This is a genomic window from Mycobacterium sp. ABE4_509, from assembly GCF_056160785.1.
In genome coordinates this window covers 1-14,856 of sequence record NZ_JBSWXU010000129.1, presented here as the reverse complement: position 1 = coordinate 14,856, position 14,856 = coordinate 1, and the positions used below count along the sequence as shown (strand labels likewise).

At 68.8% G+C, this 14,856-nt stretch carries 15 protein-coding genes; 3 read left to right on the top strand and 12 right to left on the bottom strand.

All coding sequences use genetic code 11. From position 1 onward, the window contains the following. A partial coding sequence (locus tag ACXAID_RS21990; RefSeq protein ID WP_475024311.1) for a serine hydrolase occupies positions 1-805 on the top strand: 805 nt, incomplete at its 5' end. Here ACXAID_RS21990 and trmD read toward each other — a convergent pair. From trmD to ACXAID_RS21960, 6 genes are all read right to left on the bottom strand, one after another. Then, complete coding sequence (gene trmD, locus ACXAID_RS21985; RefSeq protein ID WP_475024310.1) at positions 802-1,488, bottom strand: tRNA (guanosine(37)-N1)-methyltransferase TrmD; 687 nt, start codon at positions 1,486-1,488, stop codon at positions 802-804. The two genes, ACXAID_RS21990 and trmD, sit on opposite strands and share 4 nt — an antisense overlap. A 9-nt stretch (positions 1,489-1,497) precedes the next feature. Then, positions 1,498-2,025: a ribosome maturation factor RimM gene (gene rimM, locus ACXAID_RS21980; RefSeq protein WP_475024309.1), complete on the bottom strand. Its 528-nt coding sequence runs from the start codon at positions 2,023-2,025 to the stop codon at positions 1,498-1,500. Between the two features lie 5 nt (positions 2,026-2,030). Beyond that, positions 2,031-2,273: an RNA-binding protein gene (locus tag ACXAID_RS21975; RefSeq protein WP_067334285.1), complete on the bottom strand. Its 243-nt coding sequence runs from the start codon at positions 2,271-2,273 to the stop codon at positions 2,031-2,033. 5 nt (positions 2,274-2,278) lie between these two features. Next, positions 2,279-2,758, bottom strand: a complete 480-nt coding sequence (gene rpsP / locus ACXAID_RS21970) for a 30S ribosomal protein S16 (protein ID WP_475024308.1) — start codon at positions 2,756-2,758, stop codon at positions 2,279-2,281. A 181-nt stretch (positions 2,759-2,939) separates the two neighbouring features. Then, the gene (mgtE, locus tag ACXAID_RS21965) at positions 2,940-4,253 is read right to left on the bottom strand and encodes a magnesium transporter (protein ID WP_475024312.1); all 1,314 of its coding nucleotides are present in this window, start codon (positions 4,251-4,253) and stop codon (positions 2,940-2,942) included. A 51-nt stretch (positions 4,254-4,304) separates the two neighbouring features. Next, positions 4,305-4,724 carry a nuclear transport factor 2 family protein gene (locus ACXAID_RS21960; RefSeq protein ID WP_475024307.1) on the bottom strand — a complete coding sequence of 140 codons (420 nt, stop codon included), beginning with the start codon at positions 4,722-4,724 and terminating at the stop codon, positions 4,305-4,307. A 45-nt stretch (positions 4,725-4,769) separates the two neighbouring features. Here ACXAID_RS21960 and ACXAID_RS21955 point away from each other — a divergent pair, with 45 nt between their 5' ends. Together ACXAID_RS21955 and ACXAID_RS21950 are read left to right on the top strand one after the other, a co-directional pair. Then, on the top strand, positions 4,770-5,660 hold the full coding sequence (locus ACXAID_RS21955) for a D-alanyl-D-alanine carboxypeptidase family protein (protein WP_475024306.1): 891 nt from the start codon (positions 4,770-4,772) through the stop codon (positions 5,658-5,660). Positions 5,661-5,730: 70 nt separating this feature from the next. Further along, a complete protein-coding gene (locus ACXAID_RS21950; protein WP_475024305.1) occupies positions 5,731-6,564 on the top strand; it encodes a D-alanyl-D-alanine carboxypeptidase family protein in 834 nt (277 codons plus the stop codon). 42 nt (positions 6,565-6,606) lie between these two features. Here ACXAID_RS21950 and ACXAID_RS21945 read toward each other — a convergent pair whose 3' ends face one another. The 6 genes from ACXAID_RS21945 to ftsY all read right to left on the bottom strand — a co-directional run. Beyond that, positions 6,607-7,719, bottom strand: a complete 1,113-nt coding sequence (locus ACXAID_RS21945; RefSeq protein ID WP_475024304.1) for an amidohydrolase family protein — start codon at positions 7,717-7,719, stop codon at positions 6,607-6,609. Then, positions 7,720-9,288 carry a signal recognition particle protein gene (gene ffh / locus ACXAID_RS21940; RefSeq protein WP_475024303.1) on the bottom strand — a complete coding sequence of 523 codons (1,569 nt, stop codon included), beginning with the start codon at positions 9,286-9,288 and terminating at the stop codon, positions 7,720-7,722. It abuts the gene before it with no gap. A 45-nt stretch (positions 9,289-9,333) separates the two neighbouring features. After that, positions 9,334-11,808 carry a [protein-PII] uridylyltransferase gene (locus tag ACXAID_RS21935; protein WP_475024302.1) on the bottom strand — a complete coding sequence of 825 codons (2,475 nt, stop codon included), beginning with the start codon at positions 11,806-11,808 and terminating at the stop codon, positions 9,334-9,336. Between the two features lie 85 nt (positions 11,809-11,893). Continuing rightward, positions 11,894-12,232: a P-II family nitrogen regulator gene (locus tag ACXAID_RS21930; protein ID WP_011779408.1), complete on the bottom strand. Its 339-nt coding sequence runs from the start codon at positions 12,230-12,232 to the stop codon at positions 11,894-11,896. Positions 12,233-12,265: 33 nt separating this feature from the next. Beyond that, positions 12,266-13,618 carry an ammonium transporter gene (locus ACXAID_RS21925; RefSeq protein WP_475024301.1) on the bottom strand — a complete coding sequence of 451 codons (1,353 nt, stop codon included), beginning with the start codon at positions 13,616-13,618 and terminating at the stop codon, positions 12,266-12,268. Positions 13,619-13,862: 244 nt separating this feature from the next. Then, a partial coding sequence (gene ftsY / locus ACXAID_RS21920) for a signal recognition particle-docking protein FtsY (RefSeq protein ID WP_475024300.1) occupies positions 13,863-14,856 on the bottom strand: 994 nt, incomplete at its 5' end.

Here is a 14,856-nt window from a genome sequence, read left to right as displayed (position 1 = left end):
GCTGGGCACCATGGCCCCGCTGCCCGAGGCTCCGCCCGACGCCCCGGCCTCCTCGTTCGCCGGCCTGGCCCAACGCGAGCAGCAGGCCACCGCCCAGGCCGCGGCGGCAGGGGCCGACATCACCGCCGCGGTGCTCGACCGCAACACCGGCCAGTTGGTGACCAACGGCAACGGCAGAACCATCGCCATCGCCTCGGTGGTCAAACTGTTCATCGCCGACGATCTGCTGCTGCAGGTCGCCGAAGGCCGGGCCACGCTCAGCGAGGAGGACCGGCAGGCACTTCAGGTGATGCTGCGCTCCTCGGACGACAGCGCCGCAGAGGTCTTCTGGAACCGCAGCGGCGGCAGCGCCATCATCGATCGGGTGGTGTCGCGCTACGGGCTCTCCCAGACCTCGCCGCCGGGCAACGGTCGCTGGTACAACACCACCAGCACCGTCACCGACCTGGTGCGCTACTACGACAAGATGCTCGCCGGCACCGGCGGTCTGCCGCCCGAGCAGGCCAGCGTCATCCTGGCCAACCTGGCCGCGTCGACGCCGACGGCACCCGACGGGATGGTTCCGGGGGGTGTCTATCCACAACGCTTCGGCATCCCGGAGGGGCTGCCGGGCGAACCCGTCGCGGTGAAGCAGGGCTGGATGTGTTGCATCGGTTCGGACTGGCTGCACCTGTCCACCGGTGTCGTCGGCCCCGACCGCCGCTACGTGATGGCCATCGGATCGATGCAGGCCACCGATCCCGCGACGGCCCGGGAAACCCTCACCGAGGCGGTTCACACGATGTTCCCGGACGGCTCGATCTAGTCGAGCAGGTCGGGGCGGCGCTCGCGGGTGCGTCGCAGTCGCTGGTCGCGCCGCCACTCGGCGATACGCGCATGGTCACCGGACAGCAGCACGTCGGGCACATCAAGGTCCCGCCACCGGGCGGGCCTGGTGTAGCTGGGCCCCTCCAACAGGCCACCCACCAGAGCCGAATGCGAATCATCCTGGTGTGACGCGGGATTGCCGAGCACGTCGGGAAGCAGCCGCACGACGGCCTCGATCATCACCAGCGCGGCCGACTCGCCGCCGGGCAGCACGTAATCGCCGATCGAGACCTCGGCGACCCGCATCCGGCGCTCGGCGTCGGTGACCACCCGCTGGTCGATGCCCTCGTAGCGGCCGCAGCCGAACACCAGGTGGGTCTCGGCGGTCCACTCGTGCGCCATGGCCTGGGTGAACAGCCGGCCGGCCGGCGTAGGGATCACCAGAAGGGTTTCCGGCGAACAGATCTCATCGAGGGCCGCACCCCACACGGGCGCCTTCATGACCATCCCCGGGCCGCCCCCGTAGGGCGAGTCGTCCACCGAGTGATGCACGTCGTGGGTCCAGGCCCGCAGGTCGTGGACGGCAAGATCGACGATCCCCGCGTCGATCGCCTTGCCCGGCAGCGACTGCCGCAGGGGCGCCAGGAACTCCGGGAATATCGTGACGATGTCAATACGCACAGTCGGCCATCACTGGAGTTCGAGCAGACCCTCGGGCGGGTCGATCTCGATGGCGTTGTCCGCCAACGACACCGACACGACGATCGCCGAGACGAACGGCACCAGCACCTCGCCCCCGCTCTCGGGGCGCACCGCCAGCAGTTCCCCGGCGGCGGTGTGCAGCACCTCGGCGACGGTTCCGACCCGCTGTCCGGCGGTCGTCGCGACGCTCATGCCCTCGAGCTGATGGTCGTAGTACTCGTCGGGATCGTCGATCGGCGGCAGGTCCGCCGAGTCGACCAGGAACACCGTGCCGCGCAGCAGGTCTGCCGAGCCGCGGTCGGCAACACCGGCGAACCGCATCAACAGCCGGCCACCGTGCTCACGGACGGATTCGACGACAAATTCGCGTTCGGTGCCGGACCCGCCGCGGGCGGCGCGTCCGCGCAATCTGGCCCCGGGCCGGAAGCGGCCATGCGGGTCGTCGGTGCGCACCTCGACGGCGACCTCGCCGGTGACGCCATGCGCCTTGACGACCCGCCCGACCACCAGGTCCATGTCGGCTACTGGTCGGTGTCCACCACGTCGACGCGGATACCGCGTCCGCCGATGCCGGCCACCAGGGTGCGCAACGCGGTCGCGGTGCGTCCGCCGCGCCCGATGACCTTGCCCAGGTCCTCGGGGTGGACGTGCACCTCGACAGTGCGGCCGCGCCGGCTGGTCACCATGTCGACGCGCACGTCGTCGGGGTTGTCGACGATCCCGCGGACCAGATGCTCGACGGCGTCGACGACCACAGTGCTCATCGGCTTCAGCTCTCGGCGGTCGCGGAGTCGGCCGGCTCGGCGGCGTCAGAAGCCTCGGTGGCCTCGGTCGCCTCGCCCTGCTCGGACTTCTTGGCCGGAGCCTTCTTCTTCTTCTGGGTGACGGCCTCGTTGGACGGGCCACCGTCGGCGTCGGCGAGTGCGGCGTTGAACAGGTCCAGCTTGCTGGGCTTGGGCTCCTTGACCTTCAGCGTGCCCTCGGCACCGGGCAGGCCCTTGAACTTCTGCCAGTCGCCGGTGATCTTGAGCAGCTGCAGCACGGGTTCGGTGGGCTGGGCGCCGACGCCGAGCCAGTACTGGGCGCGCTCCGAGTCGATCTCGATGAGGCTCGGGTCTTCCTTCGGGTGGTACCGGCCGATGACCTCGATGGCGCGTCCCTCGCGACGGGTGCGCGCATCGGCGACGGCGATGCGGTACTGCGGATTGCGGATCTTGCCGAGCCGGGTGAGCTTGATCTTGACAGCCATGGTGAGGCGACTTCTCCTGTGATTGCCACGCTGCAATTCAGCGATCGCCGGCGGGATGCCGGGATCCGGTTTTGCCTTACGTGTGTGACCGGCCCACGGCACGCCCCGAGGGGCACCGTGGACGGACAGCCGACCATTGTGCCAGAACAGCGGCCTGTCTTGAAAATCGCCGGTGGGCGACTCAGATTCCGAGCACCGCCTTGGCGATGAAGAAGTAGATGAGCAGACCGCTGGCGTCGACGAAGGTCGAGATGAACGGGTTGGCGAACACCGCGGGGTCGGCGCGGATCGCCCGGGCGAGCAACGGCATCACCCCGCCGACCGTGGCGGCCATCGTGCACAGCGCCAGGAAGGTCAGCCCGATCACCGTGCCGATGTCGACGCTGTAGACCAGCGAGACGACGGCGAAGGCGAGTCCGCCGAGCACGACGCCCAGCGACAGCCCCACCCGGAATTCGCGGAACAGCACCTTGCCGACGTCGCTGGGCCGCACATCGCCGAGCGCCAGCGCCCTGGTCACGGTCGTGGCCGCCTGATTGCCGGTGTTGCCGCCGGTGCCGATCAGCAGCGGGATGAACAGCGCCAGCGTGACGACCTCGGCCAGGGTCTCCTCGAACACCTCGAGGACCTGCACGGTCAGGGTCGCCCCGATGGCCAGCACCAGCAGCCAGACGACACGCGAGCGCATCAGCCCCAGTACCGGGGCGCTCAGGTAGGGCCGGCGCAGCGGTTCCACACCGCTGATGCGGGCCTGGTCCTCGGAGTCGGCGTCCTCGAGGATGGCCAGTGCGTCGTCGACGGTCAGCACACCGACGATCCGGGTTTCGTGGTCCACGATCGGCAGCGCCAGCAGCTTCAGGTCGGCGCAGCGGCGCGCGGCGGTCTCGGCGTCGTCGGTGGCGTGCACCCATTGCGCCGGCTGCATGACCTCGGCGATGGTCGTGCCGGGACGCGCTTTGAGGATTTCGCGCAGGCTGACCACCCCGATCAGGGTGCGGTCGTCGTCGGTGACCGGCAGGGTGTACACGGTTTCGGCGTCGTCGAGGTGGTCGGAGAGCTTGGTCATCGCGGTGGCGGTCGTCCACTCGGGACGCACCCTGACGAACTCCGGGCTCATCCGCCGCCCGATCGAGCCCTGCGGGTAGCCCAGGATCTCCGCGGTCATCTCCCGTTCGGCAGGCGGCAGCCCCTGCATCAGCCTGCGGGCGACGTTGGCCGGCAGTTCGTCGAGCAGCTCGACGCGGTCGTCGGGGTCCAGATCGGCGAACAGCTCGGCGGTCTGCTCGTCCTGCAGCGCACCCACCAGATCGCTTTGCAGGCTCGCGTCGAGAACCTCGAACACCTCCACCGCGCGGGCCTTGGGCAGCACCCGGTAGGCCACCGCGCGTTGGTTACTGCCGAGCCGCTCCAGGATGTCCACGATCTGGCCGGTGGGTAACGGGCTGATGAACGCCGTGAGTTCGGCGAAAGCGCTTCGCTCTATTGCCTGTTCGATGTTTCTGACGGTGGACTCGGGGGCGAACTCATCGACGTCGGTCACATCGGGTCACAGTAGTTTGTCGAAGCACTTCGTCTCGACTCGAGACGTGATCCGCCACCCCTGCGGCGTCCGGATGAACGCGTCGTCGTACCACAGGCCGCAGAACAGAATCTGCTTGCTCTCGGCGTCGACGACCATCGGGTTGAAGCAGATGACCCGCGAAGTCGCGGTGTCCCCGTCGAAGACCACCGACAGATTGCCCAGCATGTGTGAATACGCCGGGAAGTTCGGCAGCACCTCGGCCAGCCACGCCTTCACCTCGGGATAGCGTCCGTCGATGCCGCCCATGGCGCGGTAGTCGATGTAGGCGTCCGGGGTGAACACGGCGTCGAGGTCGTCGAATCGACGCCGGTCGATCGCGGTGGAGTAGTCGGTCAGCAACTGCTGGATCTCCAGCCGGTCGGAGATCTCCTCGAGGCTCAGCATGCACCGATTGAACACGATCGGCAGGCGGGTTTAGGCTCACCTGACATGATGAGGCTTCTCGCGTGTCTGGCAACGACACTGTGCCTGCTCGCCGGCCATGCGGTCGGCCCCACGTCGTCCGCGATGGCGGTGCCTGCGGGGGTCAGCCAGCCGGCCGGATCGGTTCCCGTCCCGGCCGGGCCTGCCGAGGCCTGGGTCCTGGCCGACATGGACACCGGAGAGATCCTGGCCGCCCGCAACGAACACGGCACCTACGCTCCGGCGAGCACGATCAAGGTGCTCACCGCGCTGACCGCGCTCGACGAGTTGCCGCTGGATGCCACGATCGTGGCCAACGAGGCCGACACCCGGGTCGAGTGCAACTGCGCCGGCGTGACCCCCGGCTTCACCTACACCACCCGCCAGCTGGTGGAGGCGATGCTGCTGGTGTCCGGAAACGACGCGGCGAACACCATGGCCACCATGCTCGGGGGTCGCGAGGCCGCGCTGATGAAGATGAACGGCAAGGCAGCGCTGCTGGGTGCCTACGGCACCAACGCCGGTTCGCCGTCGGGCATCGACGGGCCGGGTATCGACATCTGGTCTACACCGCGCGACCTGGCGGTCATCTTCCGCGCCGCGATGGCCAACCCGGTCTTCGCGCAGATCACCGCCCAGCCCAGCGCGGTATTCCCCACCCGCAACGGCGATCGGGTGCTGGTCAACCAGGACGAACTGCTGGTGCGCTACCCCGGCACCTTCGGCGGCAAGACCGGGTACACCGACCTGGCCCAGAAGACGTTCGTCGGCGGCGCCCAGCGGGGCGGCCGCAACCTGGTCGTGGCGATGATGCACGGCCTGAACAAAGAGGGCCAGCCGACCTACTGGGACCAGGCGGCCGCGCTGTTCGACTGGGGGTTCGCGCTGCCGCCCGGCGCCGGTGTCGGCCAGCTCTGATCCCAGCCGATACCGGATGGAGACCTGATCGCGCGCGCGTCGAGTCCTGCCGCGACTAGCGTCGCCAGGCGTGCGACGACGATTCGCCGGGCTGGCGCTTGCTCTGTGCACCGCTGTGTCCGGTGCGCAGCTGTCCGCGGCGCCAACGGCTTTCGCCCAGCCGGCTCCGGAACCCGCTGCCGCACAGCAGCTCCCGGACGGTCCCGCTCAGGCCTGGCTGGTGGCAGACCTCGACACCGGACAGGTGCTGGCCAGCCGCGACCCCTACGGGCGGTACGCCCCGGCCAGCACCATCAAGGTGCTGCTGGCGATGACGGTCCTCGACCACCTGCGACCGGACAACTTCGCCCGCGCCAACGATTCACACACCAAGGTCGAATGTTCGTGTGTGGGGCTCACACCGGGGCAGCCCTACACCGTGCGCAACCTCCTCGACGCGATCCTGATGGTATCCGGCAACGACGCCGCCAACATGCTCGCCGACATGCTGGGCGGACAGCGGGTGGCGGTGGCCGCGATGAACCGCAAAGCGGCCCTGGTGGGCGCCCGCTCCACGAGAGCCTCGTCACCGTCCGGACTGGACGGGCCCGGGTGGGAGTCGGTGACCACACCGCACGATCTGGCGGTGATCATGCGCGCGGCGCTGAACTACCCGCTGATCGCCTACATCATGCGGTCGCCGTCAGCGCAGTTCCCCGGCCGGACACTGCACAATCAGAACGAGCTGCTCAGCCGCTACCCCGGTGACCTGGGCGGCAAGACCGGCTTCACCAACCTGGCGCGCAAGACCTACGTCGGCGCCGCCCAGCGCGGCAACCGGCGCCTCGTGGTGGTCCAGATGTACGGCACCGGGGACCTGTACGGACAGGCGATCGAGCTGCTCGACTGGGGTTTTGACCACTGAGCTGAGTGTGGGCCACCGGTCACCACCGCCGGCCCGGCGGCCTCAGTAGACCGCGCCGCGCAGCATCACCAGCGCCGGGTCGGCCAGCACACCGGGCCCGCTGCGCGGATCCTCGTCGAAGCACACCAGATCGGCTGAGGCGCCGTGCTCGAGCGAAGGGCGGCGCAGCCAGTCCCGCGCGGCCCAGCAGGCCGCGCCGAGCGCCTCGGTGGGCGTCATGCCGATGCCCTTGAGCGCCTCGACCTCGTCGGCGATCCGTCCATGCGCGACCGCGCTGCCGGCATCCGAGCCCGCAAAGATCGGCACACCCGCCTCCCGGGCCGCACCGACCCGGTCGAGGCAGGTTTCGTGCAACGCCCGCATGTGCCGTTGATAGCGCGGGTACTTCGCGGCGGCACCGGCGATGTCGGGGAAGTTCTCGATGACGTTGATCAGGGTGGGCACCAACGCGGTGCCGTGCTCGACCATCAGGTCGACGGTGTCCCCGGTCAGGCCGGTGCCGTGCTCGATGCAGTCGATGCCGGCCTTGATCAGCCCCGGGAGCGCGTCTTCGCTGAACACGTGTGCGGTGACCCGCGCGCCGTTGGCGTGCGCGGCGTCGATGGCCGCTTCGAGCACCGCGTCCGACCACAGCGGCGTCAGGTCGCCGGCGTCGCGATCGATCCAGTCGCCGACCAGCTTCACCCAGCCGTCCCCCCAGCGGGCCTGCGCAGTTACCGCCTCGGGCAGCTGCCATTCGTCCTCGAGTTCGAGAGCGAAGCCGCGCTGGTAGCGCTTGGGGCGCGCCAGGTGACGGCCGGCCCGGATGATGCGCGGCAAATCGGCGTGGTCGTCGAAACTGCGCGTGTCGGTCGGTGAGCCGGCGTCGCGCAGCAGCAGCGCCCCGGCCGCCCGTTCGGTTTCGGCCTGCGCGACCGCCTCGTCCATCTCGATCCGGCCGGCGGAGCCGAGTCCGACATGGCAGTGGGCGTCGACCAGCCCGGGCAGGATCCAGCCGCCATCCCCGTCGGCACCGAAGACGGTTTCGGCGCCGGCGACCGGTTCGGCGCTGAGCCGGCCGCGGGGCCCACGCTCTTCGGGCGAGCCCTCATCGACAATCCACCACTCGACCGGCTCACCGTCCGGCAGGCCGCGTCCGCGAACGTGCAGACGCATCTAGTTCCCCTTGGGGAACTTCAGCTTCGACAGGTCGATGTCGGCGAGCCCCGGCGGCAGCTCGTCGAGCCCCTTGGGCATGTCGGACAAATCGGGGAAGCCCGGCGGCATCCCGGCCATCCCGGCGCCGAGCGGATTGCGCGTCTTCGGCGGGGTCGGCCCCTTGCCGCCCTTCTTGCCCTTCTTGCCCTTGCCCTTGGCCGCCTTACGATTGTTCTTGCGGCTGAACGGCATTCCCATCTGGCCGGCCATCGACGACATCATCTTGCGCGCCTCGAAGAAACGGTCGACGAGCTGGTTGACCTCCGAGACCGACACCCCGGATCCGTTGGCGATCCGCAGCCGACGGGAGGCGTTGATGATCTTCGGCTCGGCGCGCTCCTGCGGTGTCATCCCGCGGATGATGGCTTGGACCCGGTCGAGTTGGTTGTCGTCGACGGCGGCCAGCGCGTCCTTCATCTGGCCCGCGCCGGGCAGCATGCCCAACAGGTTGCCGATGGGGCCCATCTTGCGGATCGCGAGCATCTGCTCGAGGAAGTCCTCCAGCGTCAGCTCACCGCTGCCGATCTTGGCCGCGGTGGCCTCGGCCTGCGCCGCGTCGAAGTGCTGCTCGGCCTGCTCGATGAGGGTGAGCACATCGCCCATCCCGAGGATCCGGCTGGCCATCCGGTCGGGATGGAAGACGTCGAAGTCCTCCAGCTTCTCCCCCGCCGACGCGAAGAGAATCGGCACCCCGGTGACCTCACGCACCGACAGCGCCGCACCGCCGCGCGCGTCACCGTCGAGCTTGGTGAGCACCACACCGGTGAACCCGACCCCCTCGCGGAACGCGTCGGCGGTGGTGACCGCGTCCTGACCGATCATCGCGTCGAGGACGAAGAGCACCTCGTCCGGGTTGATCGCATCCCGGATCGAGGCGGCCTGGCGCATCAGCTCTTCGTCGATGCCCAGCCGGCCGGCGGTGTCGACGATGACCACGTCGTAGTGCTTGGCCCGGGCCTCGGCCAGGCCCGCCGAGGCGACAGCGACCGGGTCCCCCGCGGTGATCTGCTCGAGCTCGGCACCGTCGGGCGACACTCCCGGGTGCGGGGCGAAGACGTGCACACCCGCACGTTCACCGGTGATCTGCAACTGGCTGACCGCACCGGGGCGCTGCAGGTCGCAGGCCACCAGCAGCGGCGTGTGCCCCTGCCCCTTGAGCCACCGGGCCAGCTTGCCCGCCAGCGTCGTCTTACCGGAGCCCTGCAGACCGGCCAGCATCACCACCGTGGGTGGGTTTCGCGCGTAGGACAGCTGGCGTGTCTCGCCGCCGAGGATCGCGATGAGTTCCTCGTTGACGATCTTGATGACCTGCTGGGCAGGGTTCAAGGCCGCCGAGACCTCCGCGCCCTTGGCGCGATCCTTGATCCGCGCGACGAACTGCCGGACCACCGGCAGCGACACATCGGCTTCCAGCAGCGCCAATCGGATCTCCCGGGCGGTGGAGTCGATGTCGGCCTCGGTGAGCCGACCCTTGCCACGCAGGCCCGAGAGCGCTCCGGTCAACCGGTCGGAGAGCGATTCAAACACAGACCCAAGACTACTGGTCGTGCTGCGAGCGCATCGACCGCGCCGTCAGCTGGCTTCGTCGACCGCCTTGGCCGGCGGCGCGGGCAGCACCCCGAACAGGTCGCGCTCCAGGTTCTGCCGCACCGTCTTCTCGTTGGCGCCGGCGGGGATGACGATTCCGAACGCGTCGACCACTGACGAGCCCAGCGTGCTGACCTTGGCCCACTCGATGTCGACCTTGGCCCGTTCGAACACCGCGGTCAGAATCGCCAGCAGCCCGGTGCGGTCGGTGGCGCGGATCTCGGCGACCACGTGACCGCGGCCCTCGCTCTGGTGCCAGAGCACCCGGGGCGGAGCCGCCGGCGCATTGATCGGCACCGCCGCCCGCGCCTCGCCCACCCGGCTGGTGCCCACGCTCTCGGCCTCCTTCTGCTCGAGGGCGCGAACCACGTCGAGTTCGCCGTCGAGAGCGAGTATCAGTTGCTGGCGGAGCAGTTCGGCCGCCGGCGGCGCACCGAAGCGCGGTGAGACCACGAACGTGTTGATCGCCGAGCCCTGGTGACCGTTCACCGAGGCCGAATGCACGCGCAGCGAGTTCAGCGCCAGCACCCCGGCCGCCTTGGACAGCAGACCGCGCTTGTCCGGGGCGATCATCGTGACGTTGAAGATGTGTGAGTTGTCCCCGGGGGTGAGCTCGACGTGCACGGTGTCCTGCGCGGCCAGCGAGAGGAACCTCGGGTCGACCGGATCGGGCTGCGGCAGCGGCTCACCGGCCATCGCCAGCCGGCAGCGGCGCACCAGATCACCGATCAGCGAGGCCTTCCAGTCGCCCCACACTCCCGGGCCGGTGGCCAGCGAGTCGGCCTCGGCGAGAGCATGCAGCAATTCGAGCACCACCAGGTCACCGTCGAGGGCATCGACCACGGTGGCAATGGTGTTGGGGTCCTGCAGATCCCGCCTGGTCGCGGTGTGCGGCAGCAGCAGGTGGTGGCGCACCACCTTGGCCAGGGCCTCGACGTCGGAGGGCCACAAACCCAACCTGTTGCCGATCTGGGTCGCCAGTTCGGCGCCGATGACGCTGTGATCCCCGCCCCGGCCCTTGCCGATGTCGTGCACCAGGGCTCCGAGGACCAACAGATCCGGCCGCGCCACCCGGGTGGTGAAAGCACTAGCCCGGGAGACGGTCTCGACCAGGTGGCGATCGACGGTCCAGATGTGGGCGACGTCGCGCGGCGGCAGGTCGCGAACGGCACCCCATTCGGGGAACAACCGGCCCCACAGACCGGTGCGGTCGAGCGCCTCGATCGTTCCCACCGCGGACGGTCCGGCGGCGAGCATCACCAGCAGGTCCTTGAGCGCCTGGCGCGGCCACGGGGTGCGCAGCTCCGGTGCGTTCTCGACCAGCCGGCTCAGCGTCGACGCGGCCATCGGCAGCCCGGTCGTCGCCGACGCGGCCGCCACCCGCAGGATCAGTCCGGGATCGCGGCCGGGGCGGGCGTCACGAGCCAGGATCACCTCACCGTTGAACTCGATGACGCCTTCGTCCAGGGGGCGGCGAACCGGCCTGCGCAGCGCGGCCAGCCCGCGGCGCGGCAACGCGTTGCCGGCGGTGCGAATCCCGGCGTCGACGTAGTAGCTGACCGTTCGGGCGGCGTCGGAGAGCATCCGGGCCAGATCGAACCGGTCCCCGACCCGCAGCGCGGCTCCGATCTCGTCGGCGTACTGGGCGAGCAGCAGCTCGCGTCCCTTCCCGGCCACCCGGTGCAGTTCGGTCCGCACGTTGAGCAGCGAAAGATGCGCACCACCAAGGGTTTCAGTCGGCGACGCCAGCGACGGGGACGGATACACGTCGGCCAGCTGGGCGATGGCCAACGCGTTGAGCAGCTGAACATCTCGCAACCCGCCCCGGCCGCATTTGAGATCCGGCTCGGCCCGGTGGGCGATCTGCCCGCTGCGCTGCCAGCGGGCCCTGGTGTGCTCGACGAGCTCGTCGAAGCGCGAGGTGATCCCGGTGCGCCATTGCCGGCGCGCACCGCCCACCAGCAGCGACGACAGGTCCGCGTCACCGGCGATGTGGCGCGCCTCGAGCATGGCCAGCCCGGCAGAGATGTCCTCACCGGCGACCTTGAGCGCCTCGGGCACGGTGCGCACGCTGTGGTCGATACGGATGTTGGCGTCCCACAAGGGGTACCACAGCAACTCGGCGACCTCACTGACGACCTCGGTTGGCATGTTGTCGTGCAGCAGCATCAGATCGAGATCGGAGTACGGCAACAGTTCACCGCGGCCCAGCCCACCGGTCGCGACGATCGCGAAGCCGCTGCTGGCGGTGATCCCGATCTCGGTCGCCTTGGTGGTGAGCCAGAAGTCGTACAGGTCGAGCAGAGCCTCCCGCAGAGCGGCCGCATCGAGTTGGCGCGGACCGCCGACGAGCAGCTGCGCGGCGGCCGCCGCAAGGTCGGTGGCGGGCCGTAACGAACCCGCCGCCGGGCGCACCCATCGGGGCGCTCCGGCGGCGGGGTCTGCGTTCCGCTCTGTCATGAGTTGTTGTCCTCCCGGCACTTAACGATCCAGCGCTCACACGGTGCAAATGCCGGGAGACGACGCGTCATTCCATAGTAGTTGGCTAGAGGGCGTCGGCCCCCCGCTCACCGGTGCGCACCCGGACCACCGTCTCGACCGGGCTTACCCACACCTTGCCATCGCCGATCTTCCCGGTACGGGCGGCTTGCACGATGACGTCCACGACCTTGTCGACGGCGGCGTCGTCGACGACGACCTCGACGCGGACCTTGGGGACGAAATCGACGGAATACTCAGCACCGCGGTAAACCTCGGTGTGACCCTTCTGCCGACCGTAGCCCTGAACTTCGCTGACGGTCATCCCCAGGATACCCGTCTGCTCGAGCCCGGTTTTGACGTCTTCGAGGGTGAACGGCTTGACGATCGCAGTAATCAGCTTCATGTAGTTGATCCCTTCCGATGAAATTGTCGCCGATCAGGCGAACTCGTAAGCCGTTTCGGCGTGTTCGGTTCCATCGATGCCACTGTCCTCATCCTCGGGGGATACCCGCCAGCCGAGAGGCTTCACGATGTAGGCGATGATGAAGGTCATGACCGCGGTGAACACGACGGCCACCAGTGCGATCACGAACTGCACGACGAGCTGCTCGAAGCCGCCGCCCACGAACAGACCCGCGTCCGTGGCGAAGAACCCGAGCGAGATGGTGCCCCACAGGCCGGCGACCAGGTGGACGCCGACGACGTCGAGCGAATCGTCGTAGCCGAACTTCCACTTCAGCCCGATGGCCAGGGCGGAGAGCACGCCTGCGATGGCACCGACGACGATCGACCAGATCGGGGTCAGGTTGCCGCACGCCGGGGTGATCGCAACCAGACCGGCGACGATGCCCGACGCTGCGCCGACGCTGGTGGCGTGACCGTCACGGATCTTCTCCACCAGCAGCCACGCCATCATCGCGGCGGCGGTTGCCGCCGTGGTGTTGACCCACACCAGGCCCGCCAGCACGTCCGCGGCGCCTTCCGAGCCGACGTTGAAGCCGAACCAGCCGAACCACAGGATGGCGGCGCCGAGCAGCACGAACGGAACGTTGTGCGGACGGTAGGCGGTCTTGGCGAACCCGGCGCGCTTGCCGAGCAGCAGCGCCAGTACAAGAGCTGCCATACCGGCGTTGATGTGCACCACGGTGCCGCCGGCGAAGTCGATGGGCGCGACGTTGGCCGCGCCTTCGTCATCGAGGCCGAACAACATGCCCGCGATGCCCTTGTCCGAACCCGAGAGCAGGCCACCACCCCAAACCATGTGCGACAGCGGGAAGTACACCAGGGTGACCCAGATGCCGCCGAACAGCAGCCAGGTGCCGAACTTCATCCGCTCGGCCACCGCGCCGCTGATCAGGGCGACGGTGATGACGGCGAAGGTCAGCTGGAACGCAACCCAGACGATCGCCGGCACAGTGCCGAACCCGCCGAGGACGAACGTGTCCACGCCGTCGATCTCACGGACTTCGGTGAGTTGGTTCACCCCGAACAGGGCGAATGGATTGTCGAATATGCCGAGGAAGTTCCCTCCGCCGGTATGTGCCGACGAGAAGGACATCGAATAGCCCCACAGCACGTAGATGATGCTGACGACGCCCATCGAGCCGAAGGACATCATCATCATGTTCAGGACGGACTTCTGCCGAGAGAGCCCACCGTAGAAGAACGCCAGGCCGGGTGTCATGAACAACACCAGCGCGGAGGCGGTGATGATCCACGCAGTGTCCCCGGCGCTGAGGCCATCGGGCCCGAACGGCAGGAACTGATCGTCTGGTATGGCTAGGGCCACGTCATGCAAGCCAAAAACCACTTTGTTTGAACCTCCTTGGGACGTGAGCAGCCGATCATGATCGGCCTCCCGAAGAGACTCTTGTGCGCGCGTTTCGCCTGTGATTCGTCCGTGTTTCGGATACGTGAACGGGCTTACGCATCCGGTTACGCCTAGGTTTCAACGCCGTCATTCAGCAAAAAATGACGTGCCGTGAAAGAATTGCGGTCTTTTACAGCGTACGCGCGCCCAAGCCGGCACCGCCCTAACCGAGCAGCGCATCGACGAACGCCGACGGTTCGAACGGCGCGAGGTCGTCGGGCCCCTCACCGAGTCCCACCAGTTTGACCGGGACGCCGAGTTCCTGCTGGACCCGGAACACGATGCCGCCCTTGGCTGTGCCGTCCAGCTTGGTCAGCACCACCCCGGTGATGTCGACGACCTCGGCGAACACTCTGGCCTGCGGCAGGCTGTTCTGACCGATCGTCGCGTCCAGCACCAGGAGCACCTCGTCGACCGCGGCACGGCGGCCCACCACCCGCTTGACCTTCCCGAGCTCGTCCATCAGCCCGCTCTTGGTGTGCAGGCGTCCTGCGGTGTCAACGACCACCACGTCGGCGCCGGAGCTGATGCCGGTGTGGACCGCGTCGAACGCCACCGAGGCCGGGTCCGCCCCTTCGGCGCCGCGGACCACCTGCGCACCGACCCTCGAGGCCCAGGTCTGCAACTGATCGGCTGCGGCGGCGCGGAATGTGTCGGCCGCCCCGAGCACGACCCGCCTGCCGTCGGCGACCAGAACGCGGGCCAGTTTGCCCACCGTCGTCGTCTTGCCGGTGCCGTTGACCCCGACCACCAGCAACACCGAGGGCTTGTCCTCGTGCGGCAGGGCCCTGATGGAGCGGTCGAGATCGGGCTGCAACTCGGTGATCAGCACATCACGCAGCACCGCGCGGGCGTCGGCCTCGCTCCGCACGTGACTGGCGGCCATCTTCGCGCGCAGCGCGGCGACCACCGATTCGGTCACCACCGGCCCGAGGTCGGCGATCAGCAACGTGTCCTCGATCTCCTCCCAGGAGTCCTCATCGAGGTCGCCGCCGCCGAGCAGGCCCAGCATGCTGCGGCCGAGGGTGTTCTGGGACTTGGCCAGCCGTCCGCGCAGCCGGTCCAGGCGGCCTTCCGGTGGCGCGATGGCGCCGATGTCGGGGGCGGCCTGCTCGGGCTCCGCCGGCTCGGCCGGGGCGGCCTGCTCGGGCTCCGCC

Bases quoted from the DNA above. Each gene is read 5' to 3' on its own strand.
- rimM (WP_475024309.1), bottom strand. From the start codon at position 2,025: ATGGACCTGGTGGTCGGGCGGGTCGTCAAGGCGCATGGCGTCACCGGC.
- ACXAID_RS21975 (WP_067334285.1), bottom strand. From the start codon at position 2,273: ATGAGCACTGTGGTCGTCGACGCCGTCGAGCATCTGGTCCGCGGGATC.
- rpsP (WP_475024308.1), bottom strand. From the start codon at position 2,758: ATGGCTGTCAAGATCAAGCTCACCCGGCTCGGCAAGATCCGCAATCCG.
- ACXAID_RS21960 (WP_475024307.1), bottom strand. From the start codon at position 4,724: ATGCTGAGCCTCGAGGAGATCTCCGACCGGCTGGAGATCCAGCAGTTG.
- ACXAID_RS21955 (WP_475024306.1), top strand. From the start codon at position 4,770: ATGATGAGGCTTCTCGCGTGTCTGGCAACGACACTGTGCCTGCTCGCC.
- ACXAID_RS21945 (WP_475024304.1), bottom strand. From the start codon at position 7,719: ATGCGTCTGCACGTTCGCGGACGCGGCCTGCCGGACGGTGAGCCGGTC.
- ACXAID_RS21935 (WP_475024302.1), bottom strand. From the start codon at position 11,808: ATGACAGAGCGGAACGCAGACCCCGCCGCCGGAGCGCCCCGATGGGTG.
- ACXAID_RS21930 (WP_011779408.1), bottom strand. From the start codon at position 12,232: ATGAAGCTGATTACTGCGATCGTCAAGCCGTTCACCCTCGAAGACGTC.